Source organism: Enterobacter cloacae complex sp. 2015409, assembly GCF_041365315.1.
Lineage (GTDB): Bacteria > Pseudomonadota > Gammaproteobacteria > Enterobacterales > Enterobacteriaceae > Enterobacter > Enterobacter pseudoroggenkampii.
This window is the reverse complement of record NZ_JBFTVM010000002.1, coordinates 202,668-229,584: the sequence shown is the minus strand read 5'-3', so window position 1 is coordinate 229,584 and position 26,917 is coordinate 202,668. Positions and strand designations below refer to the sequence as shown.

30 protein-coding genes are annotated in these 26,917 nt (G+C 58.0%); 17 read left to right on the top strand and 13 right to left on the bottom strand.

The window, feature by feature from the left end; genetic code table 11:
• Positions 1 to 19 precede the first annotated feature (19 nt).
• The 10 genes from hpaH (at position 20) to yjiA (ending at position 10,830) form a co-directional block, all read left to right on the top strand.
• The gene (hpaH, locus tag ACDO57_RS14750) at positions 20 to 823 is read left to right on the top strand and encodes a 2-oxo-hept-4-ene-1,7-dioate hydratase (RefSeq protein ID WP_370884201.1); all 804 of its coding nucleotides are present in this window, start codon (positions 20 to 22) and stop codon (positions 821 to 823) included.
• A 9-nt stretch (positions 824 to 832) separates the two neighbouring features.
• Entirely contained in the window at positions 833 to 1,630 is a 798-nt protein-coding gene (gene hpaI, locus ACDO57_RS14745; RefSeq protein ID WP_370884200.1) for a 4-hydroxy-2-oxoheptanedioate aldolase, read from the top strand.
• Positions 1,631 to 1,651: 21 nt separating this feature from the next.
• Positions 1,652 to 3,004, top strand: a complete 1,353-nt coding sequence (gene hpaX, locus ACDO57_RS14740) for a 4-hydroxyphenylacetate permease (protein ID WP_370884199.1) — start codon at positions 1,652 to 1,654, stop codon at positions 3,002 to 3,004.
• Positions 2,976 to 3,866: a 4-hydroxyphenylacetate catabolism regulatory protein HpaA gene (gene hpaA, locus ACDO57_RS14735; RefSeq protein ID WP_024908293.1), complete on the top strand. Its 891-nt coding sequence runs from the start codon at positions 2,976 to 2,978 to the stop codon at positions 3,864 to 3,866. The genes hpaX and hpaA overlap by 29 nt, the downstream gene beginning before the upstream one ends.
• Before the next feature lie 196 nt (positions 3,867 to 4,062).
• The gene (hpaB, locus tag ACDO57_RS14730; protein WP_290094442.1) at positions 4,063 to 5,625 is read left to right on the top strand and encodes a 4-hydroxyphenylacetate 3-monooxygenase, oxygenase component; all 1,563 of its coding nucleotides are present in this window, start codon (positions 4,063 to 4,065) and stop codon (positions 5,623 to 5,625) included.
• Positions 5,626 to 5,642: 17 nt separating this feature from the next.
• Positions 5,643 to 6,155: a 4-hydroxyphenylacetate 3-monooxygenase reductase subunit gene (locus tag ACDO57_RS14725; RefSeq protein ID WP_024908295.1), complete on the top strand. Its 513-nt coding sequence runs from the start codon at positions 5,643 to 5,645 to the stop codon at positions 6,153 to 6,155.
• Between the two features lie 179 nt (positions 6,156 to 6,334).
• Positions 6,335 to 7,252 (top strand): helix-turn-helix transcriptional regulator, encoded by a 918-nt coding sequence (locus ACDO57_RS14720; protein WP_370884198.1) that lies wholly within the window; start codon positions 6,335 to 6,337, stop codon positions 7,250 to 7,252.
• Between the two features lie 191 nt (positions 7,253 to 7,443).
• Positions 7,444 to 9,597 carry a carbon starvation CstA family protein gene (locus ACDO57_RS14715; RefSeq protein WP_032649928.1) on the top strand — a complete coding sequence of 718 codons (2,154 nt, stop codon included), beginning with the start codon at positions 7,444 to 7,446 and terminating at the stop codon, positions 9,595 to 9,597.
• Positions 9,598 to 9,662: 65 nt separating this feature from the next.
• Positions 9,663 to 9,866: a YbdD/YjiX family protein gene (locus ACDO57_RS14710; protein WP_003856610.1), complete on the top strand. Its 204-nt coding sequence runs from the start codon at positions 9,663 to 9,665 to the stop codon at positions 9,864 to 9,866.
• 10 nt (positions 9,867 to 9,876) lie between these two features.
• Positions 9,877 to 10,830, top strand: a complete 954-nt coding sequence (gene yjiA, locus ACDO57_RS14705; protein ID WP_370884197.1) for a GTPase — start codon at positions 9,877 to 9,879, stop codon at positions 10,828 to 10,830.
• 290 nt (positions 10,831 to 11,120) lie between these two features.
• On the opposite strand, the gene ACDO57_RS14700 is transcribed toward yjiA, so the two are convergent.
• On the bottom strand, positions 11,121 to 12,479 hold the full coding sequence (locus tag ACDO57_RS14700; RefSeq protein ID WP_370884196.1) for an esterase-like activity of phytase family protein: 1,359 nt from the start codon (positions 12,477 to 12,479) through the stop codon (positions 11,121 to 11,123).
• Between the two features lie 411 nt (positions 12,480 to 12,890).
• Between ACDO57_RS14700 and ACDO57_RS14695 the strand changes: the two genes are divergently transcribed.
• Together ACDO57_RS14695 and ACDO57_RS14690 are read left to right on the top strand one after the other, a co-directional pair.
• Entirely contained in the window at positions 12,891 to 13,436 is a 546-nt protein-coding gene (locus tag ACDO57_RS14695) for a YfaZ family outer membrane protein (RefSeq protein ID WP_370884195.1), read from the top strand.
• A complete protein-coding gene (locus ACDO57_RS14690; protein ID WP_048992924.1) occupies positions 13,436 to 13,756 on the top strand; it encodes a hypothetical protein in 321 nt (106 codons plus the stop codon). The genes ACDO57_RS14695 and ACDO57_RS14690 overlap by 1 nt, the downstream gene beginning before the upstream one ends.
• 45 nt (positions 13,757 to 13,801) lie before the next feature.
• On the opposite strand, the gene ACDO57_RS14685 is transcribed toward ACDO57_RS14690, so the two are convergent.
• Positions 13,802 to 15,172: an NAD-dependent succinate-semialdehyde dehydrogenase gene (locus tag ACDO57_RS14685; protein WP_061716014.1), complete on the bottom strand. Its 1,371-nt coding sequence runs from the start codon at positions 15,170 to 15,172 to the stop codon at positions 13,802 to 13,804.
• A gap of 151 nt (positions 15,173 to 15,323) precedes the next feature.
• Here ACDO57_RS14685 and ACDO57_RS14680 point away from each other — a divergent pair, with 151 nt between their 5' ends.
• On the top strand, positions 15,324 to 16,067 hold the full coding sequence (locus ACDO57_RS14680; protein ID WP_032649933.1) for an AraC family transcriptional regulator: 744 nt from the start codon (positions 15,324 to 15,326) through the stop codon (positions 16,065 to 16,067).
• Positions 16,068 to 16,114: 47 nt separating this feature from the next.
• Positions 16,115 to 16,741, top strand: a complete 627-nt coding sequence (locus tag ACDO57_RS14675) for a LysE family translocator (protein WP_370884194.1) — start codon at positions 16,115 to 16,117, stop codon at positions 16,739 to 16,741.
• Positions 16,742 to 16,762: 21 nt separating this feature from the next.
• On the opposite strand, the gene tssD is transcribed toward ACDO57_RS14675, so the two are convergent.
• From tssD to ACDO57_RS14660, 3 genes are read right to left on the bottom strand one after another with little or no spacing between them, the layout of a single operon-like run.
• Positions 16,763 to 17,254 (bottom strand): type VI secretion system tube protein TssD, encoded by a 492-nt coding sequence (gene tssD, locus ACDO57_RS14670; RefSeq protein ID WP_090419183.1) that lies wholly within the window; start codon positions 17,252 to 17,254, stop codon positions 16,763 to 16,765.
• Positions 17,255 to 17,767: a hypothetical protein gene (locus ACDO57_RS14665; RefSeq protein WP_370884193.1), complete on the bottom strand. Its 513-nt coding sequence runs from the start codon at positions 17,765 to 17,767 to the stop codon at positions 17,255 to 17,257.
• Positions 17,767 to 18,129, bottom strand: coding sequence for a tlde1 domain-containing protein (locus ACDO57_RS14660; RefSeq protein WP_370884192.1), 363 nt, complete (start codon positions 18,127 to 18,129; stop codon positions 17,767 to 17,769). The genes ACDO57_RS14665 and ACDO57_RS14660 overlap by 1 nt, the downstream gene beginning before the upstream one ends.
• Positions 18,130 to 18,371: 242 nt before the next feature.
• Here ACDO57_RS14660 and ACDO57_RS14655 point away from each other — a divergent pair, with 242 nt between their 5' ends.
• Positions 18,372 to 19,640 carry a DUF445 domain-containing protein gene (locus ACDO57_RS14655; RefSeq protein WP_090419192.1) on the top strand — a complete coding sequence of 423 codons (1,269 nt, stop codon included), beginning with the start codon at positions 18,372 to 18,374 and terminating at the stop codon, positions 19,638 to 19,640.
• Here the strand turns inward: ACDO57_RS14655 and ACDO57_RS14650 are convergent.
• Positions 19,630 to 20,493, bottom strand: coding sequence for a LysR substrate-binding domain-containing protein (locus ACDO57_RS14650; protein WP_370884191.1), 864 nt, complete (start codon positions 20,491 to 20,493; stop codon positions 19,630 to 19,632). The two genes, ACDO57_RS14655 and ACDO57_RS14650, sit on opposite strands and share 11 nt — an antisense overlap.
• Before the next feature lie 97 nt (positions 20,494 to 20,590).
• On the opposite strand from ACDO57_RS14650, the gene ACDO57_RS14645 reads away from it, so the two are divergent.
• Together ACDO57_RS14645 and ACDO57_RS14640 are read left to right on the top strand one after the other, a co-directional pair.
• Positions 20,591 to 20,899 carry a carboxymuconolactone decarboxylase family protein gene (locus ACDO57_RS14645; RefSeq protein WP_024908308.1) on the top strand — a complete coding sequence of 103 codons (309 nt, stop codon included), beginning with the start codon at positions 20,591 to 20,593 and terminating at the stop codon, positions 20,897 to 20,899.
• Complete coding sequence (locus ACDO57_RS14640) at positions 20,899 to 21,279, top strand: tautomerase family protein (protein ID WP_248272787.1); 381 nt, start codon at positions 20,899 to 20,901, stop codon at positions 21,277 to 21,279. The genes ACDO57_RS14645 and ACDO57_RS14640 overlap by 1 nt, the downstream gene beginning before the upstream one ends.
• Here the strand turns inward: ACDO57_RS14640 and ACDO57_RS14635 are convergent.
• The 7 genes from ACDO57_RS14635 to ACDO57_RS14605 form a co-directional block, all read right to left on the bottom strand.
• Positions 21,270 to 22,334, bottom strand: a complete 1,065-nt coding sequence (locus ACDO57_RS14635) for a DUF2955 domain-containing protein (protein ID WP_090419202.1) — start codon at positions 22,332 to 22,334, stop codon at positions 21,270 to 21,272. The two genes, ACDO57_RS14640 and ACDO57_RS14635, sit on opposite strands and share 10 nt — an antisense overlap.
• Positions 22,324 to 23,391, bottom strand: a complete 1,068-nt coding sequence (locus tag ACDO57_RS14630; protein WP_370884258.1) for an HlyD family secretion protein — start codon at positions 23,389 to 23,391, stop codon at positions 22,324 to 22,326. The genes ACDO57_RS14635 and ACDO57_RS14630 overlap by 11 nt, the downstream gene beginning before the upstream one ends.
• Complete coding sequence (locus ACDO57_RS14625; protein WP_090419208.1) at positions 23,388 to 23,858, bottom strand: MarR family winged helix-turn-helix transcriptional regulator; 471 nt, start codon at positions 23,856 to 23,858, stop codon at positions 23,388 to 23,390. Before ACDO57_RS14625 ends, ACDO57_RS14630 begins: the two co-directional genes overlap by 4 nt.
• Positions 23,859 to 24,008: 150 nt before the next feature.
• On the bottom strand, positions 24,009 to 24,704 hold the full coding sequence (locus ACDO57_RS14620; RefSeq protein ID WP_370884190.1) for an ArsR/SmtB family transcription factor: 696 nt from the start codon (positions 24,702 to 24,704) through the stop codon (positions 24,009 to 24,011).
• Positions 24,697 to 25,074: a hypothetical protein gene (locus ACDO57_RS14615; protein WP_061716024.1), complete on the bottom strand. Its 378-nt coding sequence runs from the start codon at positions 25,072 to 25,074 to the stop codon at positions 24,697 to 24,699. Before ACDO57_RS14615 ends, ACDO57_RS14620 begins: the two co-directional genes overlap by 8 nt.
• Complete coding sequence (locus ACDO57_RS14610) at positions 25,067 to 25,390, bottom strand: antibiotic biosynthesis monooxygenase (protein ID WP_090419214.1); 324 nt, start codon at positions 25,388 to 25,390, stop codon at positions 25,067 to 25,069. The genes ACDO57_RS14615 and ACDO57_RS14610 overlap by 8 nt, the downstream gene beginning before the upstream one ends.
• Before the next feature lie 75 nt (positions 25,391 to 25,465).
• Positions 25,466 to 26,881: an aldehyde dehydrogenase family protein gene (locus ACDO57_RS14605; protein WP_370884189.1), complete on the bottom strand. Its 1,416-nt coding sequence runs from the start codon at positions 26,879 to 26,881 to the stop codon at positions 25,466 to 25,468.
• Positions 26,882 to 26,917 lie beyond the last annotated feature (36 nt).

The window sequence follows — 26,917 nt, the reverse complement described above, 5'->3', positions numbered from 1 at the left end:
CATAAAACAGGATATCGCCATGCTCGATAAACATACCCATACCCTGATCGCCCATCGTCTGCATCAGGCGGAACAGTCCCGGGAGCAGATCCGCGCGATCTCGCTGGACTATCCGGAGATTACGATTGAAGACGCCTACGCCGTCCAGCGCGAATGGGTGAGCCTGAAGATCGCCGAAGGCCGCGTGCTGAAGGGCCACAAGATCGGCCTCACCTCCAAAGCGATGCAGGCCAGCTCGCAAATCAGCGAGCCGGACTACGGTGCGCTGCTGGACGACATGTTCTTCCATGACGGCAGCGACATCCCCGTCGATCGCTTCATCGTCCCGCGCATTGAAGTGGAGCTGGCCTTCGTACTGGCAAAACCGCTGCGCGGCCCGAACTGCACGATCTTCGACGTCTACAACGCCACGGATTACGTCATCCCCGCGCTGGAGCTGATCGACGCCCGCTGCCACAACGTCGACCCGGAGACCCAGCGTCCGCGCAAGGTCTTCGACACCATCTCCGATAACGCCGCCAACGCTGGCGTGATCCTCGGCGGCCGTCCGATTAAGCCCGACGAGCTGGACCTGCGCTGGATCTCCGCCCTGCTCTACCGTAACGGCGTGATCGAAGAGACCGGCGTGGCCGCAGGCGTCCTGAACCACCCGGCCAACGGCGTGGCGTGGCTGGCCAACAAGCTTGCGCCGTACGACGTGCAGCTTGAGCCTGGCCAGATCGTTCTCGGCGGCTCGTTTACCCGCCCGGTGCCCGCCAGCAGAGGCGACACCTTCCACGTCGACTACGGCAACATGGGCTCCATCAGCTGCCGCTTTGTCTAGGAGAGCACGATGCAAAACGCATTTAAAGCGGCGCTGAAAGCAGGCCGTCCGCAAATTGGGTTATGGCTGGGGCTGACCAGCAGCTACAGCGCCGAACTGCTGGCCGGAGCAGGCTTCGACTGGCTGCTGATCGACGGCGAGCACGCGCCGAACAGCGTGCAGACCGTCTTAACCCAGCTGCAGGCTATCGCCCCTTATCCGAGCCAGCCGGTGGTCCGCCCGTCGTGGAACGACCCGGTGCAAATCAAACAGCTGCTGGACGTGGGTGCGCAAACCCTGCTGATGCCGATGGTGCAAAACGCCGACGAAGCGCGGCTGGCGGTACGTGCCACCCGCTACCCGCCTGCGGGCATTCGCGGCGTCGGCAGCGCCCTGGCGCGCGCATCGCGCTGGAACCGCATTCCGGACTACCTCCAGCAGGCCAACGACGCCATGTGCGTGCTGGTGCAGATCGAAACCCGCGAGGCCCTGAAAAACCTGCCGCAGATCCTGGACGTGGAAGGCGTTGACGGCGTGTTTATCGGCCCGGCGGATCTGAGCGCCGACATGGGCTTTGCCGGCAATCCGCAGCACCCGGAGGTGCAGGCCGCCATCGAGCAGGCGATCGCGCAGATACGCGCCGCCGGTAAAGCCCCCGGCATCCTGATGGCGAACGAGCAGCTGGCTAAACGCTACCTTGAACTCGGCGCGCGGTTTGTCGCCGTCGGCGTCGACACCACCCTGCTCGCCCGCGGCGCGGAAGCGCTGGCGGCACGTTTTATCGAACAACCGGTTACGTCAGTTAATAACAATAAATCCGTCTACTAAACGTAAGATCTGGAGCGCACCATGACGACCTCTACCCTGCAAACCCATGATAATAAAGCTGTTGAACATCGCGCCATTCACAAGCTGTTTCGGCGTCTGATCGTCTTTCTCTTTATCCTGTTTGTCTTCTCGTTTCTCGATCGCATTAACATCGGCTTTGCCGGGCTGACGATGGGTAAAGATCTGGGCCTCACGTCAACCATGTTTGGCCTGGCCGCGACGCTGTTTTACGTCACCTACGTGCTGTGCGGCATCCCGAGCAACATCATGCTGGCGAAGATCGGCGCACGCCGCTGGATCGCCGGGATCATGGTGGTGTGGGGTATTGCCTCCACCTGCACCATGTTCGCCACCAGCCCTGAAACGCTCTACGTCCTGCGCATGCTGGTGGGCATTGCCGAAGCCGGTTTCCTGCCGGGGATCCTGGTCTATCTCACCTGGTGGTTCCCGGCGTATCACCGCGCCCGCGCCAACGCGCTGTTTATGATTGCCATGCCGGTGACCATGATGCTCGGTTCGATCCTCTCCGGGTACATTCTGGCGATGGACGGGCTGTGGAACCTCAAGGGCTGGCAGTGGCTGTTCCTGCTGGAGGGGCTGCCGTCGGTGGTGCTCGGCGTGGTGACCTGGTTTTACCTCAACGACACGCCGGACCAGGCCACCTGGCTGGATGACGACGAAAAACAGGCGCTGAAAACGATGATCGCCCGCGAGCAGGAGCTGGCCGTAACGCAGCCTGCCTCGGCACGCTCTACCCTGCGCGAAGTGCTGACCCCGGCGGTGCTGCTCTACACGCTGGCCTACTTCTGCCTGACCAACACGCTGAGCGCGATCAACATCTGGACGCCGCAGATCCTGCAAAGCTTCAACACGGGAAGCAGCAACATCGTCATCGGCCTGCTGGCGGCGATCCCGCAGTTCTGCACCATCCTCGGGATGATCTGGTGGAGCCGCCGCTCCGACAGGCTGAAAGAGCGAAAAAAGCACACCATCCTGCCGTATCTGTTCGCGGCGGCGGGATGGATGCTGGCCTCCGCGACGGATCACAGCCTGATCCAGCTACTTGGCATCATCATGGCCTCAACCGGATCGTTTACCGCCATGGCGATATTCTGGACCACGCCGGATCGGGTTATTAGCCTGCAGTCCCGCGCGGTGGCGCTGGCGGTGATCAACGCCATCGGCAACGTCGGATCCGCCGTCAGCCCATTGCTGATTGGGATCCTGCGCGACGCGACCGGCAGCTTCAGCTCCGGACTGTGGTTCGTGGCCGGGCTGCTGGTGGTCGGCGCGCTGGTGCTGACGCGCATTCCGATGACGCAGCGGGATCAACAGAGGAACGGTCATGTGCCAGAGCCCTATCGCCAACATTGATATCAGCAAGGAGTACGATGAAAGTCTGGGCACCGACGATGTGCACTACCAGTCGTTCGCCCGCATGGCGGCCTTTTTTGGCCGCGACATGCAGGCGCATCGTCACGACCAGTACTTTCAGATGCACTTTCTCGATACCGGGCAGATTGAGCTCCAGCTCGACGATCACCGCTACTCGGTGCAGGCCCCGCTGTTCGTCCTCACGCCACCGTCGGTGCCGCACGCGTTTATCACCGAATCCGACAGCGACGGGCACGTGCTGACGGTGCGTGAGGATCTGATCTGGCCGCTGCTGGAGGTGCTTTACCCCGGCACGCGGGAGGCGTTCGGCCTGCCGGGGATCTGCCTTTCGCTTTCCGACAGGCCGGACGAGCTGGCGGCGCTGAAGCACTACTGGCAGCTGATTGCCCGGGAATCCACGGAGCAGCTGCCCGGGCGCGAGCACACCCTGGTCCTGCTAGCGCAGGCGGTGTTTACCCTGCTGCTGCGCAACGCGAAGCTCGACGACCACGCCTCAGGCGGCATGCGCGGCGAGCTGAAGCTGTTCCAGCGCTTTACCCAGCTGATCGACACCCACTACCACCAGCACTGGACGGTGCCGGAATACGCCAGCGAGCTGCACCTGACCGAATCCCGCCTGACCGATATCTGTCGCCGCTTCGCCAACCGCCCGCCAAAACGCCTGATCTTCGACCGCCAGCTGCGGGAGGCCAGGCGCTTGCTGCTCTTCTCCGACAGCACCGTCAGCGAGATTGCCTGGCAGCTGGGGTTCAAAGATCCGGCCTATTTCGCCCGATTTTTTAACCGCTTAGTGGGGTGCTCGCCGAGCGCGTATCGGGCGCAGAAAGTACCGGTTTCCTGAACGCATCACGGTTCGTAGGGCGGGTAAGCGCAGCGCCACCCGCCGAAAAGCCGCACAGATCACAAAACCACATCCCACCCGAAAAGTACCCGTCGTTGTCCCAATCGTCCCTTCACGTTACGTCCCTCTCAGGCTTCAATTAAACAACAAAAACAAAACATAAATTTAACAACTCTATTCCGATACGAGGTCCCCTATGAAGCCTGAAGAGTTCCGCGCTGATGCCAAACGCCCGTTAACCGGCGAAGAGTATTTAAAAAGCCTGCAGGACGGTCGTGAGATTTATATCTACGGCGAGCGCGTCAAAGACGTCACCACCCATCCGGCGTTTCGCAATGCGGCAGCCTCCATCGCACAGATGTACGACGCGCTGCACAAGCCGGACATGCAGGACAAGCTCTGCTGGGGCACCGACACCGGAAGCGGCGGCTATACCCACAAGTTCTTCCGCGTGGCGAAAAGCGCCGACGACCTGCGCCAGCAGCGCGACGCCATCGCCGAGTGGTCGCGCCTGAGCTACGGCTGGATGGGCCGCACGCCGGACTACAAAGCCGCGTTCGGCTGCGCGCTGGGCGCCAACCCGGCCTTCTACGGCCAGTTCGAGCAGAACGCCCGGAACTGGTACACCCGCATTCAGGAAACCGGCCTGTACTTTAACCACGCCATCGTTAACCCGCCGATCGACCGCCACAAGCCAGCGGACGAGGTAAAAGACGTCTACATCAAGCTGGAGAAGGAGACCGACGCCGGGATTATCGTCAGCGGTGCGAAAGTGGTGGCGACCAACTCGGCGCTGACCCACTACAACATGATCGGCTTCGGTTCCGCGCAGGTGATGGGCGAAAACCCGGACTTCGCGCTGATGTTCGTCGCGCCGATGGATGCCGAGGGCGTGAAGCTGATCTCCCGCGCCTCCTACGAGATGGTGGCAGGCGCAACCGGATCCCCGTACGACTATCCGCTCTCCAGCCGCTTCGACGAGAACGACGCCATCCTGGTGATGGATCACGTGCTGATCCCGTGGGAAAACGTGCTGATCTACCGCGATTTCGACCGCTGCCGTCGCTGGACGATGGAAGGCGGTTTCGCCCGCATGTACCCGCTGCAGGCCTGCGTGCGTCTGGCGGTGAAGCTCGACTTTATCACCGCCCTGCTGAAGAAATCCCTGGAGTGCACCGGTACCCTGGAGTTCCGCGGCGTGCAGGCGGATCTCGGCGAAGTGGTGGCCTGGCGCAATATGTTCTGGGCGCTGAGCGACTCCATGTGTTCAGAAGCCACCCCGTGGGTCAACGGCGCTTACCTGCCGGATCACGCCGCGCTGCAAACCTACCGCGTGATGGCGCCGATGGCCTACGCGAAGATCAAGAACATCATCGAGCGTAACGTGACGTCCGGTCTGATCTACCTGCCGTCCAGCGCCCGGGATCTGAACAACCCGCAGATCGACCAGTATCTGGCGAAATATGTGCGCGGCTCCAACGGCATGGATCACGTCGAACGCATCAAGATTTTGAAGCTGATGTGGGACGCCATCGGCAGCGAGTTTGGCGGTCGTCACGAGCTGTACGAAATTAACTACTCCGGCAGCCAGGATGAGATCCGCCTGCAGTGTCTGCGCCAGGCGCAAAGCTCCGGCAACATGGACAAGATGATGGCGATGGTCGACCGCTGCATGTCCGAATACGACCAGCACGGCTGGACCGTACCGCACCTGCACAACAACAGCGATATCAACATGCTCGACAAGCTGCTGAAATAGCGCAGCGGGAGGTTGCAATGCATTCAGATGAACAACGCCTGCGTTTTCGCGACGCAATGAGTAGCCTGTCGGCGGCGGTCAATGTGATCACCACCGAGGGTGAGGCCGGACGCTGCGGCATCACCGCTACCGCCGTCTGCTCGGTGACCGACACCCCGCCATCAGTGATGGTGTGCATCAACGCCAACAGCGCCATGAATCCGGTATTTCAGGGTAACGGCAGGCTGTGCGTTAACGTGCTGAACCACGAGCAGGAGATCATGGCTCGTCATTTCGCCGGGATGACCGGAATAACGATGGAGGAGCGCTTTGCCCTCTCCTGCTGGCAAAAAGGCCCGCTGGCGCAGCCGGTACTCAAGGGCGCGCTGGCCAGCCTTGAAGGCGAGATTAGCCAGGTGCAAACCATCGGCACGCATCTTGTCTACCTTGTTGAAATTAAAAACATCATCCTGAGTGACGCAGGACACGGCCTGATCTACTTCAGGCGCCGTTTCCACCCGGTTATGCTGGAGGCGGAAGCCGCCTTGTAATCCCCCTCGCGCTGGCCTTTTTTTTCCGGCCAGCGCCGCTTTCTACAAAAACTCCTAAGGTTTCCGCTAAATCACGCCGTTATATAACCATAAGAGAAATTTTCTGTGCCTGAATACTGACATTCTGTGTCAGTGCACCCGCATCATTCAGCGCATACCTAAATATACAGGATGACCTTATGGCTAAAACGACGCGGAGCCGCTCGGCTGAACGTCTGGTCGATATTCTGGTTGAGCTACATTTAAACGGTGTGGTAAACCGCAGTGCGCTAATGGAGAAATTCAAAATTACCGAGCGCACCGTCTACCGGGATTTAAATGCCCTCTCTCCCATTGTTGAACATACAGGTAACGGGCTATATCGACTGATCCATTCGGCACAATCGCCCGGCGGACAAGGCATACATCACACTCTTGCTAACTTCCTGAATGCTGATAGCTTTTTCCCTGAAAGAAATACGGAATTCTGGCAGAATCTTGAAACGCGCGTTGACGAAAACCATATTCTTATTCTTGCGAATGAAGCCGAACACACGGTACAACGTGATATTCGCCGTCATTTAACGAAAATCGAGAGATCGATTAAAAACCATAATGTTTGTCAGATTGTTTATAAGGGGAAAACCCGTCTGATTAATCCCTATAAACTCATTAACAAAAAAAATATATGGTATTTACAAGCCACCGAAAATAGCCGCCTGAAATCCTTCTCATTGAGTCAGATTAGCTGGTTTGATATTCAGAAAACGACCTTCACCCCGGAAGAAAATGTCCTTGCGCTGCTGGAAAAAAGCCTCGACCCCTGGGTCTCTGAAAATACTTTCGCGGTGAAAATATTCATCAAAGATAATATTTCACATTACTTCCTGCGTCGCGATCTTCTGCCGGAACAAGAGCTGCTGGCGGAGCAACAGGGCGGAGTCACGCTGCGCTGCCAGGCGGCCCACGAGAACCAGATCCTGCCGCTGCTGTTCTATTGGCTGCCTCATATTCAGATTCTGGAGCCGAACTGGCTGAAGGAAAAACTACTCGGAACGCTGGAGCACTATCTGGCGGTGGAGCGCAACCCGAATAATCAAGTGATCTCAATCACATAATTTCGCCCCCTGGCGGCGAGCCGAAACCGCTCGTCGCCCCCTTTGACCGCTCACCTGTCACTTTCAACCACTCATTCATTTACCGTCCTTTACACGCGCGAGGATCTGGCACGATCGCTCCAGCATTAATCAATACCTCCTCACAACGAACCCTGACCCTTTTTTCTTTACATAAAAAACCAGGTCTTACTATGGATACTAAAAAACTACTGAAGCACGTGCCCTGGGCCTTACTCGGGATCCTCGGCGCTTTTTGTCTGGCGGTTGTCGCATTACGCCGGGGCGAACACGTAAGCGCCCTGTGGATCGTGGTCGCGTCCGTTTCCGTCTATCTTGTTGCTTATCGCTACTACAGCTTGTACATCGCGCAGAAGGTCATGAAGCTCGACCCGACGCGCGCCACTCCGGCGGTCATTAACAATGACGGCCTGAACTACGTGCCAACCAACCGCTACGTGCTGTTTGGTCACCACTTTGCCGCTATCGCCGGTGCAGGCCCGCTGGTGGGCCCGGTGCTGGCCGCGCAGATGGGCTACCTGCCGGGTACCCTGTGGCTGCTCGCTGGCGTAGTGCTGGCGGGTGCGGTGCAGGACTTTATGGTGCTGTTTATCTCTTCTCGCCGTAACGGCGCCTCTCTGGGTGAGATGGTCAAAGAAGAGATGGGCCGCGTGCCGGGGACTATCGCCCTGTTCGGCTGCTTCCTGATTATGATCATCATCCTCGCGGTGCTGGCCCTGATCGTGGTGAAAGCGCTGGCCGAAAGCCCGTGGGGTGTCTTCACCGTCTGCTCAACCGTGCCGATTGCGCTGTTTATGGGTATCTACATGCGTTTCCTGAGACCGGGACGCGTGGGTGAAGTGTCGGTGATTGGTATCGTGCTGCTGGTGGCCTCCATCTACTTCGGCGGCGTGATTGCGCACGACCCGTACTGGGGTCCGGCGCTGACCTTCAAGGACACCACCATTACCTTCGCGCTGATTGGCTATGCGTTTATCTCCGCGCTGCTGCCGGTCTGGCTGATTCTGGCCCCGCGTGACTACCTGGCGACCTTCCTGAAAATCGGCGTTATCGTCGGTCTGGCGATCGGCATTCTGGTGATTAACCCGGATCTGAAAATGCCTGCGGTAACGCAGTACATCGACGGTACCGGCCCGCTGTGGAAAGGCGCCCTGTTCCCGTTCCTGTTCATCACCATTGCCTGCGGTGCGGTCTCCGGCTTCCACGCCCTGATCTCCTCCGGTACTACGCCTAAGCTGCTGGCGAACGAGAAAGACGCGCGTCTGATCGGCTACGGCGCGATGCTGATGGAGTCCTTCGTGGCGATCATGGCGCTGGTTGCAGCGTCCATCATCGAACCGGGTCTGTACTTCGCGATGAACACCCCGCCGGCGGGTCTCGGCATCACCATGCCAAACCTGCACGAGATGGGCGGTGACAACGCGGCGCTGATTATGGCGCAGCTGAAAGACGCCAGCGCACACGCGGCGGCGACCGTCAGCTCCTGGGGCTTCGTGATTTCGCCTGAGCAGATCATGCAGACCGCGAAGGACATCGGCGAACCGTCCGTGCTGAACCGCGCAGGTGGCGCTCCTACACTGGCTGTCGGTATCGCACACGTGTTCCACAAAGTGCTGCCGTGGGCGGACATGGGCTTCTGGTACCACTTCGGTATTCTGTTCGAAGCGCTGTTCATCCTGACCGCGCTGGACGCCGGTACCCGTGCGGGCCGCTTCATGCTGCAGGATTTGCTCGGTAACTTCGTGCCGTTCCTGAAGAAAACCGACTCTCTGGTAGCGGGCATTCTGGGTACGGCCGGCTGCGTCGGCCTGTGGGGCTACCTGCTGTATCAGGGCGTTGTCGACCCACTGGGCGGCGTGAAGAGCCTGTGGCCGCTGTTCGGTATCTCTAACCAGATGCTGGCTGCCGTGGCGCTGGTGCTCGGCACCGTGGTCCTCGTGAAGATGAAACGCACCAAATACATCTGGGTCACCGTGGTTCCTGCGCTGTGGCTGCTGCTCTGCACCACCTGGGCGCTTGGCCTGAAGCTGTTCAGCGCCAACCCGCAGCTGGAAGGCTTCTTCTTCATGGCTAACCAGTACAAAGAGAAGATTGCCGCAGGCGGCGCGGATCTGACCGCGCAGCAGATTGCCAACATGAACCATATCGTGGTGAACAACTACACCAACGCGGGTCTGAGCATTCTGTTCCTGGTGGTGGTGTACAGCATTATCTTCTACGGCATCAAAACCTGGTTGAAAGTGCGTAACGCTGAAGGCCGTACGGACAAAGAAACCCCGTACGTGCCGGTGCCGGAAGGCGGCGTGAAGACCTCTTCACACCATTAATCCAGCATGTAACTGTAGGCCCGGATCGCTGCGCGCCACCGGGCTTTTTCTTATCAGGACCCGTTATGTTTGGTAACTTAGGCGAAGCAAAAAAATACCTCGGTCAGGCGGCGAAAATGCTGATTGGCATTCCGGACTATGACAACTACGTTGAGCATATGAAGACCAACCATCCGGATAAGCCGTACATGACCTACACCGAATTCTTCCGCGAGCGTCAGGAAGCGCGCTACGGCGGAAGTGGAGAAGGCGGCGTCCGCTGCTGCTAAAGGAGAGACCATGACCCCGATTGCCGTTACCCTGCTGACCGGTTTCCTCGGCGCCGGTAAAACCACCCTGCTGCGCCACATTCTGAACGAGCAGCACGGCTTTAAAATCGCCGTCATCGAAAACGAATTTGGCGAAGTCTCCGTAGACGACCAGCTGATTGGCGATCGCGCCACGCAGATCAAAACCCTGACCAACGGCTGTATCTGCTGCACCCGCTCTAACGAGCTGGAAGACGCCCTGCTGGACCTGCTCGACAGCCGCGATCGCGGTGAAATCGACTTTGACCGCCTGGTGATCGAGTGCACCGGCATGGCCGACCCCGGCCCGATTATTCAGACCTTTTTCTCTCATGAGATCCTTTGCCAGCGCTATCTGCTGGACGGCGTCATTGCCCTGGTCGATGCGGTCCACGCCGATGAGCAGATGAATCAGTTCACCATCGCCCAGTCTCAGGTGGGCTACGCCGACCGCATCCTGCTGACCAAAACCGACGTGGCGGGCGAAAGCGTTAAGCTTCGCGAGCGCCTGACGCGCATCAACTCCCGCGCGCCAATTTACGCGGTGACGCACGGTGATATCGACCTGTCTCAGCTGTTCAACACCAACGGCTTTATGCTGGAGGAGAACGTCACCGCAAAACCGCGCTTCCACTTTATGGGAGACAAGCAAAACGACGTGGCGTCGATTGTGGTGGAACTGGACTACCCGGTGGACATCAGCGAGGTTTCGCGCGTGATGGAGAACCTGCTGCTGTCGTTTGCCGACAAGCTTCTGCGCTACAAAGGGATGCTGTGGATTGACGGCGAACCCAACCGCCTGCTGTTCCAGGGCGTTCAGCGCCTGTACAGCGCCGACTGGGACAGACCGTGGGGCGATGAAGTACCGCGCAGCGTGATGGTGTTTATTGGTATACAGCTGCCGGAAGAGGAGATTCGGGTGGCGTTTGCGGGTCTGAAGAAATAGCCGCCATGCATCCCCTCTCCTCTGTGGGGCTGAGGAATCCCCACAAAATATTGCCTGCACGGACGACCCCCTCTCCCTTGAGGGAGAGGGCGGAGGTAACATCCCTGTAAAGCCCGCCTTCTCGGCGCATCCCTGCGCCTCGCCCCGGCCTGCAGGAAACGCCTCAGCGATTTACAGCCGGACCAGGTCGTCGCTTTAAGCCCGTCATTTTTTGTAACTACTCTCGTCGCTTTCAGTAAAAAAAATTACTGGAGATTCCTCAGTCTGTGGGGAGAGGGTAAGTAGAAAACTTATTTCACCGCCTCCGGCAGCGTCACAATCCACAGCTCGCTGTCGGACTCCGGCTTCTTCAGCGGCTTCACGCTGAGCGTGGTTTCCACCGGCTTATCATCCAGCGTCAGCTTGCCTTCCGCGTTCACCCGATAATCCTTGAGCTTTTTGCCCTCGACCGGGTTTTGCATCGCGACCTTCACGCCAAAATCGTTATCGTTCGCCACCGCAAGCGTTTTGCTGTCGATAAGCGCCAGCCCTTCGGCCTTCTCCTGCTGCCAGCCCAGCGCGCGCAAATCGACCACCTGCGTTTTTGCTCCAAGGGTAATCCCGCGCTGCGCCAGGGTTTTCTCATCATCAAACTCCGGGTACTCGCCCGGCTTGTCAAAGGCGGAAAGATCGCTCGCCTTGCTGAGATCCACCTTGTAAATCAGGTTACGCATCCCGTCGTTTTTATCGCTTCCCTGCTCAATCAGCAGGATGTGCTGATTATCGAGCGCCACGATGTCGCCGATTTTGGCGTCGCTGTTTTTATCGTAGGCCGCGCTGTCGATGGGGTAACCGTACATCGCGGTTTTGCCGGTCGCCGGGTCGAAGCTCACCAGTCGGGTGAACAGCGCCTGCTTTTTGCTTTTACCGTCGATGTCCAGCGTGCTTTGCACGGCGGCGATAATCCGCCCGTCCGGCATTCGGGTCAGGCCTTCAAAGCCCCGGTTGGGCTGGCGCCATTTGATGATGTTTGGCAGACCGCCCGCGATGGATTTTTCGCCTTCCGCGGCCTGCGGCCCGTGGATCGCGAGGATCTTGCCTTTGCTGTCGACGTTAATCAGGAACGGGCCGTACTCGTCGCACAGCCAGTAGCCGCCTTTGCCGTCCGGCGTGATGCCTTCCGTATCCAGTCCGCGGTTATCACCTTTCAGGACCTTGAGGGTGTCGCTGAATGCCACTTCATTGGTGGAGCCAATCACGCCGCTTTGCAGCGGCAGACCGTTAATCTCGCCTTTATCGTCATGCAGCGGGCGGGCATCAACCGCCTCCGCTTTGCCATTCTGGACGCGGATGGTCATCAGCAGCGGCGCGAAATCTGGCGTGACAAATATTTTGGCTTCGTTTTTACCCATTTTGGGCGCATCGGCGTTGGGGCCGCGATCGGTCACGGTCGCAAACGTCAGGGCGTCGCCCTGCTTGCCCGTAAACAGCAGGCCAGAGCCAATCCCTACCGGGAGCCCGTTCGGGAACGCATCGGCAAACGCTCCGCTGTATTTCACATGCGAGCCGTCAGGGAAGCTGACGACATAGCGCTCAGCGGTAGGCTGTGCCGCCAGGCCAGAGAAAGAGAGCGCACAACCGATAAGCGCAGGAATAATTTTTCTTTTCATATTGTTAGCATCCAGTTAGTGAAGCCAACAACGTAAAGAATAAACGTGTCAGAAAAATGACATGGAAAGGCAACCGGCATGGGCGAGTGAACGTATATTCATTGCCCGGAAATGTAAGGTTGTGTTGTATTGTGTGACAACTGAAATACTTTTGGAAATTATTAGAAACTCAATTAATTCACCTCTAATCACTATCCCTTCTTCGTTCAGTTTATGTTTAGTCAAAAAATTAAACGGTTCCTAAACACCAAAACATCACCCGTTGACACCCCGGCAATCAAACAGCATTGCAACAACTTCAATAAAAAACTTAACAACATCAGCATAAAACAGCGACTTTCATCACATTTGCAGTCATAAACATCGCTTGTTAAGGTGCCCACAGATGAATTTAATGACGAGGCATAAAACATGAAAAAACTGAATATCCTTCTTCTTTCTGCTCTGACCGCCCTCTCGGGTTCCGCTCTGGCAATGGGCGGCAGCATTGAGCAGGGTAAAAACTTTACCAACCTCAATCTGGAAATGGGTAAATCCTCATCCGGCCTGTATGCCGAAAGCGACTGGCTTAAAAACACCGATGACGGTACCCAGACCGGCGGCGTGGGTGCAGGCTACAACCTGGAAGTGGGCCCGGTGATGTTGAACGCAGGTGCGAAAGCCATCTACATCGGCCCGAAAAAAGGCGATAACGGCGTGGCGTTCCCAATCGGTGGCGGCGTAAACGTAGCCCTGACCGACAGCATCCACGTGTACGGTGAAGGCTACGTGGCGCCAGAAGGGCTGAACAACAGCGTGAAAAACTACGTGGAAGCCAACGGCGGCGTAAGCTGGACGCCGATCGCGCCGGTGACCCTGAAAGTGGGCTACCGCCACGTGAGCGTTGATGGCAAAGACGGTCGTCCGAACCATACGCTGATTGACGGCGCATATGTTGGCGGTGGAGTCACCTTCTGATGAAACACCGCATGACCGCGCTTTGCGTTCTGAGCCTCACGCTGATGCTCACCGGCTGCGTCCAGTACAAATGGGTGAAACCGGGCGTCAGCGACGTGGAAATGAATAAAAAGCTCACGGAATGCGAAGCGCAGGCACTGATCGACCTTCCCCCGGATAACGTGGTGACCGGTTCGAGCTCGGAAAAAACGGACAAATCGAAAAAGAAAAAGGATATTTCCACGAGCTACACGGTTGAAGACGCGAATGAATATCGCCGGGATACGCTGGTTGACAGCTGCATGTTTAAAAGCGGCTGGGACAAGATCGAAGTGCAATAATCCCCTTAAAAAAACCTGCCGGCTGGCAGGTTTTTTTATGACCTCTTACTTACGCACCACCACCAGCTTCTGGTTCACAAACTCTTTGATCCCCAGATCCGACAGCTCGCGTCCGTAACCGGAGCGCTTCACGCCGCCGAACGGCAGCTCTGGCGCGGTATCGGTAAGCCAGTTGATGTACACCATCCCGGTCTCGATCCGGGACGCCATTTTCTTCGCGCGCTCGATATCCTGGCTGAATACCGCCCCGCCCAGGCCGTAGTGGGAGTCGTTCGCCAGCGCGACCGCCTCGTCGTCGTTTTTCACCACGTATATCTGCGCCACCGGGCCGAAGAACTCTTCGAAGTACGCCGGGTTGTCGCGCGAGATGTTCGTCAGGATCGTCGGCTCGAAGAAGCTCCCGTCGCGCTGCACCGGCTTGCCGCCATAGTGCAGCGTGGCGCCGTTTTTCACCGCCTCGTTAACCTGTTTGGTCAACGTTTCTAGCGCATCTTTCGACGACAGCGGCCCCAGCGTGGTGCTTTCGTCCAGCGGATCGCCAATCTTCACCTGCTTAAACGCCTCGGTGAATTTGCTCAGGAAGGCATCCGCAATCTTTTCATGCAGGATAAAGCGCTTCGCCGCGGTGCAGACCTGCCCGGCGTTGTTGAGGCGCGCATTCACACCAATCTTCACGGCTTTGTCCAGGTCCGCATCGTCCAGCACCACGAAGACGTCGTTACCGCCCAGCTCCAGCGTGGATTTCTTAATGTGCTTCGCCGCCTGTGCGGCCACCACGCTGCCGGCTTTTTCGGAGCCGGTCAGCGCCGCCCCCTGCACGCGATCGTCGGCAATGATGTTCGCCACCTGCTCGGACGAAATAAACAGGTTAGTCCATGCCCCTTCCGGCGCGCCCGCCTCGCGAACCAGGTGGGCAAAGGTCTCGGCGCAGTGCGGCACGATGCTGGCATGCTTGGCGATCACCGGGTTGCCCGCCGCCAGGTTTGGTGCCAGGACGCGCATCAGCTGGTAATACGGGAAGTTCCACGGCTCAACGGCCATCAGCACGCCGATGGGGTGATGCTCCACCCACGCTTCCCCAAGCTCAGAGTCGTACTTCACCGGGGCCAGGAACTGCTTCGCATTGTCGGCGTAATAGCGGGCGATCTGCGCGCACAGCTTCACCTCGCCGCGGCTCTGTTCGATGAGCTTACCCATCTCCTGGCTGGCGATTTTCGCCAGATCCTCGGTGCGCTCGTCGATCAGGTCGGCAAGCTTATGCAGCACCGGCAGGCGCTGGCTGATGTCGCCTTTCGCCCAGTCCGAATGGTAAAGCGCATCGGCCGCCTTCAGGGCCGCTTCAATATCCGCGTCGGTATGTGAGGGGTATTCTTTGATGAGCTGGTTAGTGGCAGGATTTACTGTCTGATAAGCCATGTCGAATCTCCTTGTTTTACCGCTTAGGGTATTAAGGGTAGTCAACATGACTGGCTGTGGACGTAAAGTTGGGTATATCCGGAAGGTTCTTAATGAAGCGCTGCCAGACGGTTCGCTGACGTGGTATAAAAAACGTCCAGAAGGAGTTCATATGACCGATACCCGACATATCCGGCAGACTTTTCACCGCGCCTCAGGCCTTGAGCTGCGCAGCACGTGGCAGAGCACGCAGGCGTATAAACGTCATTGTCACCCGCAGCTCTCCATCGGCGCGATTGTGGAAGGCCAGACCTGCTGCGTGTGTCATGACAGAGAATACATCCTTAACCCCGGGGACCTCATTGTGATCCCGGCCTATGCGCCGCACAGCTGCAACCCCGTCGCCGGGCAACCGCGCAGCTACCATATGCTCTATATCGACACCGATCTTCCTCTGGCGCTCCAGGTGATTCGCGACCGTACGCTCTTTAAGCGCTACCTTGAGATTGTTGAGACGATGTCGCCTGCCTCCGTGGATACGCTGCTTTCAGCCCTGCCCCGCCGCCTGGAAAACGCAGATGCGCTTCGCTCAACCAGTCAGCACGTGCGGCAGGCGTTTCTTGCCGACCTGGCCGCACCGCCTTCGCTTGACGAACTTGCCCAACGATTCTCGCTGCGCAAAGAGACGCTGATCCGCACCTTCCGGCAGGACACCGGCCTGACGCCGGGCAGCTTCCTCAACATCTCCCGCGTGGAGTTCGCCAAAGCGCGGCTACGTGCCGGGGACGACATCGCCGACGTGGGCTACCAGAGCGGCTTTGCCGACCAGAGCCATTTTCATAAGACCTTCGTCAGCTATACCGCCGCCACGCCGCGCCAGTACGCGACGGGCCGATCAATATCCGACAATAAATAGCGTTTGCATCACCGTAGTCTGACCTCAGATTGTTAACCGAGGTTGCTATGGAACTGTTCTTCCCTTCCGCTTTTCTCCCCCTGGCGCTGGCGCATTTTGTCGCCCTGTTAAGCCCGGGTCCGGACTTCTTCCTGCTGGTGGGCTACTCCGCGCGCTACCGACTGCGCGGCAGCGCCGGATTGTGCTTAGGCATCGCCGCGGGCAACGGGCTGTATATCTTACTGGTGATTATTGGCTGGAGCGCGCTGCGCCAGTTTGCCTGGCTGTTTACGCTGATAGAGCTTTGCGGCGCGCTGTACCTGCTGTGGATCGGCTCGCATCTGGTACGCAGCCAACCGCAGGCGCTGAGGCTGAATGAAACCCGTCAGCACTGCCCTTCGCTGCGCAAGCAGATCCTGCTGGGGCTCGGCTCGGCGCTGCTTAATCCGAAGAACGCGCTGTTCTATCTGGCGCTGATGACGGCGCTACTGGGACCGGACGTGACGCTGCTTCAGCAGGCAACGTGCGGCGTCTGGATGGTGATGATGGTGCTGGTGTGGGATCTGGCTCTGGTGTCGCTGATGGGGCTATCGTCGGTTCAACAGAAGCTCAGCCGTGCGCTGTGGTGGATTGAGCGCACGGCGGGGGTGGTGCTGATGGGGTTTGGCGGGTGGGTGCTGTGGCGGGTGATATGAAAGAATCTTATCAGCCGTTTTCTATGCCCCTAACCGATAATCCCAGTCATCCGAGTGAATAACGTTACCGTCACGGTAATGCCAGGTAATCTTTTTATAACGAAGCAAAACAAGCTCAAGATGACCCTGTTTTTCATGGTAAGTCTCTTTCACGTCATGCATTAATGAAAACACCGTGACGACCTTCACCGCTTCCAGCGTTATCGTGAAATAGATTTCTTCCTGACCGGCATCATTGATTCTGTACAGGTCGATAGTCGCTTTCCTGAACGTACCGCCCGTGCTGAGTGCTTTATAGAGAAAAACACTGGAGGCATCTATTTCTTTCTCAATAAGAAAGGGACGATGCTGGCGTTTGCTCAATGCTCTGCCATTATGCAGGTCAGAATTATAGCTTACGTTATGATAGAGCCCTAAAACCTCAATCTGGTTTTCACGGTCTTTAACTTTCACGCTGCCTTTTATGCTATTACCCGCATCGTCAGTTAATGGCATATATCCCGGAATGGCCATTTACATATCCTTATCGAATGGAACAGAGTGTTCAACAGTTGAGATCATAACGGCGAGACATCTTTGACCCTGCGGGGTTGTTATTTTAAACATTTCCCTGATTGAATCCACAAAGAGCTTATTACCCTCTGCTTCCGTTTCTGGATAACTGGCAAAAGCACAGATTTGTTGAATAGTGAGTAAGGGCTTATCGTCTTTTAAAATGGCTAAAACGCCTGCAGGATTATGAGGGATAGCTTCAGAAAGCGCTGCTTTTAAGTCTTCAGCCGTACTGGCGTCCACGCCCGGCTCAAGAGCACTCGCGACAGCTAACCATTTCTGATTTCCTTTGCTAATCTCTGGGATAACATGATTCCACCATTCCGACTCATCGCTATCATTAGCATATAATTGTGCAACAACATGCCTGGCGCCTTTGCCGTTTATCATCTGCAGGATCTGTTCAGGAGTGTGTTTTTTGGCAAATAAACCCATCGGTAAGCACAAGAAGAATAGCGCAATAATATACCTCATTATCGCACCACCAGTATTGTATCACCCGAATCATAAATCATATGACGCTTGTCCTGACCATTCATAATGATACAACCTGCTGATGCAGAGACTGGTGGCTGACCTTTTTTATCACCATGAATTTGAAAATGATCTCTACCAAAGGTATTGGTCCCCGCTATAGGCTCAAGAATAATGGCCTCAGCACTTTTATGATTATTCCACCCGGCAATAAAATAAATACCTCTGGGAATGGGGCCTCTGTTTCGTTGACTTTCACACTCTGGCTTATCTTTCGATTCACCCGCACCGCTGTAGCAGTTAGCGACAAACACACCATTATGGCTCAATACCCCCGTCGAAACTTTATACTCCCATGTCATCGATACCGTCTCCTTTCATAAATAGTCCTTTATCTTATGGCTAACAGGAGCGTTAAAATGACTACGACGGTCACAAAACATTACGACCGAAAATAAATAGGCACAAAAAATATAGAAAAATTAATAATAGAAAATTTAGATGTATATATTTTTTATATAGACGCCATTTGTTCACACTGAGAATGCGTCTCCCCCTTACACCAGTTTTGCACTTTTGGTTCACTTGCCTCTATCCTTAACCCATGGAAAAAATAGCTGAACTCAAACGCGCCAAGCTGCTGGCGCTGTCGCTGCTGCTGGTTGCCGCCGCGGCGTTTATCACCACCCTGTTCCTGCCGCAGACCTTCTGGGTGCGCGGCGTCAAGGCCATTGCCGAAGCGGCAATGGTCGGTGCGCTGGCTGACTGGTTTGCGGTGGTCGCGCTGTTCCGCCGGGTGCCGATTCCCTTTATCTCCCGCCATACGGCGATCATCCCGCGCAATAAAGACCGGATCGGCGACAATCTCGGCCAGTTTGTGCAGGAGAAGTTTCTCGATACCCAGTCGCTGGTGGCGTTGATCCGCCGCTATGAGCCCGCGCAGATGATTGGTGCCTGGTTCAGCAAGCCCGACAACGCCCAGCGCGTCGGGCTGCATCTGATGCAGGTGATGAGCGGTTTTCTCGAACTCACCGACGACGGGCGCATTCAGCGCCTGCTCAAACGCGCGGTGCATAAGGCCATCGACAAGGTCGATTTCACCGAAACCAGCGCCGTGATGCTGGAGAGCATGACCAAAAACAACCGCCATCAGGTGCTGCTGGACGCCATCATCAATCGCCTGATTACCCTGATTCAGCGGGAAAGCACGCGGGACTTTATCGCCGACCAGATCGTCCACTGGCTCAAGACCGAGCATCCGCGCAAGGCGATGGTGCTGCCCACCGAGTGGCTGGGCGATCAAAGCGCGGAGATGGTGTCAAACGCGGTGAACACGCTGCTGGACGATATCAGCCACGACCGCACGCACCAGATCCGCCAGGCGTTTGACCGCGCCACGCTGAAGCTTATCGACAACCTGAAAAACGATCCTGAGATGGCGGCAAAAGCCGACAACATCAAGCACTACCTGAAAAACGATGAGGCGTTTAACCGCTATCTGGGCGAGATGTGGGCCGATCTGCGCCAGTGGCTGAAGGCGGATATGCAGAGTGAGGACTCGCGCGTGAAGCAGCGCATCGCCAACGCCGGGCTGTGGTTTGGTGAAACGCTGACGAACGATGCGAACCTGCAGGCCTCGCTGAACGAGCATCTGGAGCAGGCCGCGCACCGCCTTGCGCCGGATTTCGCCGCGTTCCTGACCCGCCACATCAGCGACACGGTGAAAAGCTGGGATGCCAAAGACATGTCCCGCCAGATTGAGCTGAACATTGGCAAGGATCTGCAGTTTATCCGCGTCAACGGCACCCTGGTGGGCGGGACGATTGGCCTGATCCTGTTTTTACTCTCGCAAATCCCGACGCTTATCCATTGAGCGTCCTGAGGATCAGCGCCTTCATGCTGGAAATAGCGGCATTGGCGGAGGCGCTTCCCTGATGCAGCGCTATTCCCAACTCTCCTGTATCTGGCAGCAGGCGGCTGTCGACCCGTAACGTCTCGGGCAGGCCAATACGCGTGCGGAGCGTGATACCCAGCCCTGCGCTGACGCCCGCCCACAGTCCGCTCAGGCTATAGCTGGTAAAAGCGATACGCCAGGGAATACCTGCGGCATCCAGCGCTGCGATAGCCCGGCTTCGCAAGAGGCAGGGGGCGTCAAACATTACCAGCGGCAGCGGCTCACCTCGGTGCAGAAGTACCTCAATGTCCTCGCTGGACCGGCAAATCCACTTTAGCGGCTCGCTTCGCACATAGTCGCCTTCTCGTCCTTCCTGCCAGACCAGCGCCAGATCGAGTTCGTTTGCCGCCACGCCCCGCAGCAGCGGCGGGTTGCGATCGACGCGCGCGATCATGCGAAGCTCAGGGTGTTGTCTGTGAAAATCGCCGATAACCTGCGGCATCACGGACTCCCCAAAGTCCTCCTGCATACCCAGACGTACCTCACCCTGAAGCAACTCCCCCCTGATAGCCCGGAGCGCTTCATCATTTAATGCCAGCATACGTCGGGCGTAGCTCAGCAGAATTTCACCCTCCCGGGTCAGAGCCAGCGTACGCCCCTGCTTCACGGTGAGCGCCACGCCGCACTGCTGCTCCAGCTTTTTTAGCTGGGCGCTGACCGCAGAGGTGGACCGACACAGCCTGTCCGCCGCCTCGGCAAAGCTGGTGGATTGAATACCCTCCACAAAGCTGCGCAGCGCGTCCAGGTCTAATGCTGAAAAGCGTTTATCCATATCATCCTCATTTTCAGGACATTTGGTCCTGAACATTGTGATTTTATTTATGGTGGCAGCCTGCGAGAGTGATTTCCAGACGACAGGAGGAATAAAAATGAGCACAACACTGAATCGCGACACGCTTGCGCAGGTCTCCCCTAAGCTGGCGGAACTCAGCCAGCAGGTGCTGTTTGGCGATATCTGGCAGCGTCCGCAGCTGGCCCCGCGGGATCGCAGCCTGATCACGCTTGCCGCCCTGGCCGCCCTGGGGCGTACTGCGCAGCTTCCCTGGCATATCGACTTTGCCCGACAAAACGGCGTGACGGACGACGAGATTGCCGAAGCGTTTACCCATCTGGCGTTTTACGCAGGCTGGCCGGCAGCCGTCAGCGCCCTGACCTGCCTGGCAGAGGAGAAACAATAATGCCGTTTGTTCGCATCATGACGGGTGGCCGCTATAGCGAGAAGCAGAAAAAACAGATCTCGGACATTCTGCACCAGGCGCTAACGGAAACCTTCGCCGTTCCCGCGCAGGACCGGTTTCATTTTTTTGAATGCTTCACTGCCGGGGATCGATACGTTGATCGGCACTATCTCAGCCCGGGCAGAACGGAGGGGGCGATACTGTTCAATATCGTGGCCGGTAAGCCGAGGAGCGATGAACAAAAAGCGGCGCTCTACCGCCAGTTGGCTGCGCAACTGAATGAGAGGATGGGCATCAATGGTGGGGACGTGATGGTCGTTATCCAGTTTACTGCCGCTGAAGACTGGAGCTTCAGCGGCGGCATACGCTATCAGCCCTGAATGACGTAGCGCGTCGCCTCGAAGCGGTTCAGGATCAGGTGCACCAGAAAGACCATCGTCAGCGTCGCCACCAGCGAAAAGGTAACGGAGGTGATGCGGTACAGATCGCTGAACACCAGGTCCGTGTCCGGGTGCATGTTCTGCCCGAACATTATCCCGATGGTGGTGATGCTGGAGAAGCCCACGCCCGCCCCCACCTTCTCCATCACGTGGAGTCGCGCACCAAACGCCAGCCCAAGGCCGATCAGCGGCATCATCAATAGCATATGGCTGCTGTGATCGTAGAGGATCAGCTGCACCACCAGAATATAGAGGCAGCCCAGCACCACGCCGACCACGCGCCAGATGGAGCTCATCACCGAACCGCGATAGTGCATCGGGAACAGGATCAAAATCCCCGCCATCAGCGCCGAAAGCGAATCGCTTAAATCGCTGATCTGAAAAACGACGAATATCAGCGTCGCGACGGTGCCGGAGAGCAGCGACTCGTGGCGCACGCGGGCGTCGTCTTTCTCAATCAGCGGCGGCGGCTTGCGGGGCTCCACGTCCGGCAGGAGGTAATTCATCAGCGCGCTCAGGCACACCGCCATGACGCTGGCTTCGATGTTGGAAAACAGCAGCGTGTGCCAGTTGGTGGTGGGGTAGCTCATAAAGTTGAGCATCACGCTCTGGCACACCACGCCCATGGACCCGAACAAAAACAGCGGCCCTTTACTCATAAAGCGAAAGCGCATCACGTACAGGGCGAAGACCACCAGCGTCATGATCACCGGCCATTGCGCCAGATAGCCGATAATAATCACCATTTCAACGCAGTTTAGCGCGGCGCTGAAGATAAACTGCTTCGCCACGTGGCGGTTAAACACCGGCACCAGCGACAGCAGCATGATCGGGTAGACCACGAAAAATACGCCATAGCTGGTGTTGTAGAAGCTGGAGATGCTGAGCGCAATCATCCCGGCAAAGACGATGCGCAGGGTCTGGCGAAAGTCGTTTGCCGTATAGACGATGTTGCCGTGCGGGGTAAAGACCCGCGCCAGGGTGCTAATAGACATAGTGAAGCAGGCTCACCAGGTGGATCTGCATCCCGGAGAAGAAGCGCGCAAACGGCCCTTCGCTGTTGTAAAGCTGCACGGTCGCGCGGGCGCCGGTCGGCAGATGCTTCGGCAACGCCTCGTCCAGCGTCACGTGAATGCGCATGCGCTGAGCGTCGCGCACCCAGCGGTTAGAGGTTTCCGGCTCGGAAAGCTGGCCGTTAACGGCCTCCTGACCTGCCAGGATCCCCGCGTCGCTGCTGGTGACGTGGGCGCGGAAAACGTGCCCCGGGAAAGCGTCGAACACCACGGCGGCGTCGGTGCCCTGATGGGTGTGGCGCAGGCTCTTCTCGCGGAAATCGGCCACGATGTCGGTCTGGTTGTTCACCAGCGCCAGCGCGGCTGAGCCCGAGGAGGCGTAAAAGCCCGGGCTTAACTGCAGGTTACTGACCGTGCCGTCCGCCTGGGCGTAAACCTTCGTCCAGCCGAGATTGAGTTCCGCTTCATCCAGCGCGTTGCGGTATTTTTGCAGCGTCACGTTGCGGTGCTCGTCCCGCTCGCCGCGCTGGATGCGCAGGTTATGGATGTTGGCCTGAATTGAGCTGACGGACTGCTCGCTGCTCTGCCAGGTGGTGCGAACCTTATCCAGATCCGCCTGCGAGACGTTCTGCAGCGTGCTCAGCTTCTGATAGCGGTCGAAGGTCACTTTGTCGTTACGCGCGGTCAGCACGGCGGTTTTCAGGCTGGCCTGCGCGGCGGCGATCTGCGCGTCCAGCTGTTCGTTAGACAGGCGAGCCTGCTCAAGCGCGATTTGCGCAGCTTCCACCTTATTGCGAAACGGCGTGTCGTCGAGCTCAAACAGCAGATCGCCTCTCTTCACCTGGCTGTTGTTGTGAACATGTACCGCCGCCACGTAGCCGGAGACGCGCGGAGACACCGGCGTCACCACGCGCATCACGGTGGAGTCCGGCGTCAGCGGGATCCAGATATCCGCGACGATAAAGTAGACAAACATCAGCAGGAAAGAGGCAATACTCACCCTTACCCAGCGGGCAAACTTTTGTTCAGGGGTCATTATTTTTCGGTCTTGTTATCTTCTTCGCGGATTGTCCGCAAATTGCAGGCGATTTGATTCAACGTGGCGCTGAAAATGTCGAGATGTTCCGGCGCGATGTTTTGCGATACGCGCGCCTGATACGTCTCAATCACCTGAGTGAGCCTTTGTAACAGGGCTTTTCCCTCAGACGTCAGCGTCAGAAGCCGGATGCGCTTGTCATAAGGCGATACGGCGCGCAGCAGGTATCCCTGCTTTTCCAGCTGTGTCAGGGTGCGCATCAGCGGCGGCAGTTCAATGCCCTGCACCTCCGCCAGCTCACTCATGGAGACGTTATCCCCGAGCTGATGAAGCTGCATCATCACCGTCCAGCTCGACTGGGTTAACCCGGTATCGAGAATGGCCTCGTCGATGACGGCACGCCACTGGCGCACGATCATCGCCATCCGCATGCCCATCGGCCTGCGGCAGAACAGTTCTTCTTCACTCATGGGGAAACCTCTCGTCACACGCGGCCAAGATAATAGTTATCAGGGTAAGTATCAAGAAACGAGAGGCGAAAGCGCAGGAATTGTGAAAAGGGTGTTCTCCCTCTCCCTGTGGGAGAGGGTCGGGGTGAGGGCATCAGCCCGCAGCGGCGTTTAGCGGCTAAAATGCTTCCTGAAGGCGGCCTTCCCCGACGCCGTCACCACCACCTCCCGATACCCCGCCACCCGCTGGATCCAGCCTTTATTTTCCAGATGGTCGAGCAGCAACGCGCCGGCTTCTCCGCCCAGGTGAAACCGCCGCTCGCTCCAGTCCAGGCAGGCGCAGCAGGCCTTCCTACGCGGATGCGCGCTTAACGAAATGCCGAGCGTCAGGAACTGCTCCCGGCCATAGAGTGTCAACGCTGAACCGTCAGCCTCCAGCCAGCCTTCCGTCTGCATGAAATCATAGATCTGCACCGCCACCGCGCCTGCGAGATGGTCATAGCAGGTCCGGGCTTCACGCATGGCTTTCGGCGCGGTGGTTTCCGGCGGGGTAATGCGGCTCCACGAAAGCCCCATCATTTGCTCCACCAGCGCCGCCACGTCGTGCCCGGCAAGACGATAATAGCGATGCCGCCCTTGCGACAGGCAGGTAATCAGTTGCCCTTCAACCAGCCGGGAGAGATGCCCGCTGGCGGTCGACGGCGCAACGTCAGCCGCCGCGCTCAGTTCGGTGGCCGTCCACGCCCGTCCGTCCATCAGGGCACAGAGCATCTTCACGCGCGACGGATCGGCCATTGCTGCCGCCACCGCGGCAATCGCCTTTTCCAGCAACGCGCTGTTGTCAGGGGGTAAACTCGTCTTAAGCATGGGCCGCCCAGGGTTCGGTGATCTCAGCGGCCAGCTTATCATTATCCGTCAGCAGAATAAGGTGATTCGCATGGTCGCTGTACTGAGTCAGAATAGACACACCACGTGCCGCCAGCGCCGCTGCGATCTCACCCAGCTCGCCAGGGCGTTCCTGCTTAAGCTTTCTGATCACCGGCTTTCGCACCGCCTTCACGGTAAACCCGGCGTCGAGCAGCACGCGTCGCGCTTTTTCCCCGTCTTCCACCAGGAAATGGGCATGTGTACCAAATACGCCACCGCCCTCCAGCCCCACGCCGTTGCGGCCCAGCAGCTGCCCAAAGCGCGCCAGTTCACCCGGGATATCGCGAAAAATGACATGAACGTCATACATCGGCATGCCCTCCGGTTTCAGAGGTATATTCCCGCACGAGCTGCACCACCCGAATGCGGTAGTACGCAAAAATCGACTCCCGTCCTTCGGCCTGCGCCGCCTGATGAAAGACGTTCTGCTTCCAGCGGCGGACGGCCTCTTCATCCCGCCACCAGGAAAGGGAGAGGATTTTGCCGTCGGTGGTCAGGCTCTGGAACCGCTCGATATCAATAAAGCCGTCGATGTCGGCCAGCAGCGGCTTAAGTTCGGCGGCCAGCTGAAGATAGCGCGCCTGATGGGCAGGCGCGGCTTTGGCTTCGAAAAGGACTGCGATCATGGTTTTCTCTCCGTTGTGATGTTGGGGAGAGAATGCAGGATGGAAAAGCACGATGCTTCGGTAAATAGCGAAGTTTTATCCCACAATCGACCTCGGCTCCATAAACGCCCGAATTCCCCACTCGCCCATCTCGCGCCCCAAACCGGAGTGCTTAAACCCGCCGAACGGCGCTTTCGGTTCATGGGCCAGGGTGTTCACCAGCACGCGACCGGAAACAATCTGCTGCGCCACGCGTCGCGCGCGGTCCACATCGCCGCCCAGCACCATCGCGCTCAGGCCATAGTCGGTGTCGTTGGCAATGGCGATCGCCTCCGCCTCGTCACGATAGGGGAGCACGCACAGCACCGGGCCGAAGATCTCGTCGCGGGCAACGGTCATCCGGTTGTTCACGTCGGCAAACAGCGTCGGACGCACAAACCAGCCGTCCTGCGTGCCTTCCGGCCGCCCTTCACCGCCCGCCAGCAGGCGCGCCCCTTCTTCGAGGCCTTTACGGATATAGCCCTGCACCCGCAACCACTGCTTCTCGCTGACCATCGGGCCGACGTCTGTCGCACTGTTGCGCGGGTCTCCGGAGTTCACCGCCGCCACGGCCTGCGCCAGCCCGGTTTCGATCTCCGCCTTGAGCGAGTAAGGCACCAGAATGCGCGTCCCGGCCACGCACGCCTGCCCGCTGTTCATAAACCCGGCCTGAATCACCAGCGGGATCGCCTGCGCCAGATCCACATCATCCAGCAGGATCGTCGGCGATTTACCGCCCAACTCCAGGGTCACGCGCTTAAAGCTTTCCGCCGCGTTGCGCAGGATCGCCTTGCCGGTATTCGTGGAGCCGGTAAACGAGATTTTTGCCACGTCCGGATGGCGGCTAATGGTTTCACCTACCGTCTCGCCGCGTCCGGTGACGATATTAAATACCCCTTGCGGTAATTCAGCATCGTGCAGCGCTTCGGTGACAATCTGCGTTTGCAGGGCGCTCATTTCGCTCGGCTTGATCACCGCCGTGCAGCCCGCGGCGAGCGCGGCCGCCAGTTTGCCGCAGATAAACCCGGCATCGCTGTTCCACGGCGTAATCAGCCCGGCCACGCCAAGCGGCGTCATCTGCACCGTTGCGGCACCTGCGGGGGTGACAAACTCAAACGCCTCCAGCGCCTCGATGGCCTGAGCAATCACCTCTGCCGGATAGCTTGCCATCCATGCCGAGCGCGAGGCGGGCGCGCCGTACTCCTCGACAATGGCGTCCAGCAGCGCATCGTGACGGGCGGCCACGGCGGCGTGCATGCGCTTCAGCGCGGCGATGCGTTCCTGCTTTGTGGTCTGCGACCACGCCGGAAACGCCGCTTTCGCCGCCGCGATAGCGCGTTCAGCGTCAACCTCATCCGCCAGACGAACCTGGCCGATGACCTGCGCCGTCGCCGGATTGTACAAATCAAAACGTTCGGTCCCGTGCGGGGTAACAAACTCGCCGTTAATAAAAATCTGTTCGATGGTGTGCATATAAACCTCCTCAAGCTGTGTGAGACCAGTCTGTCA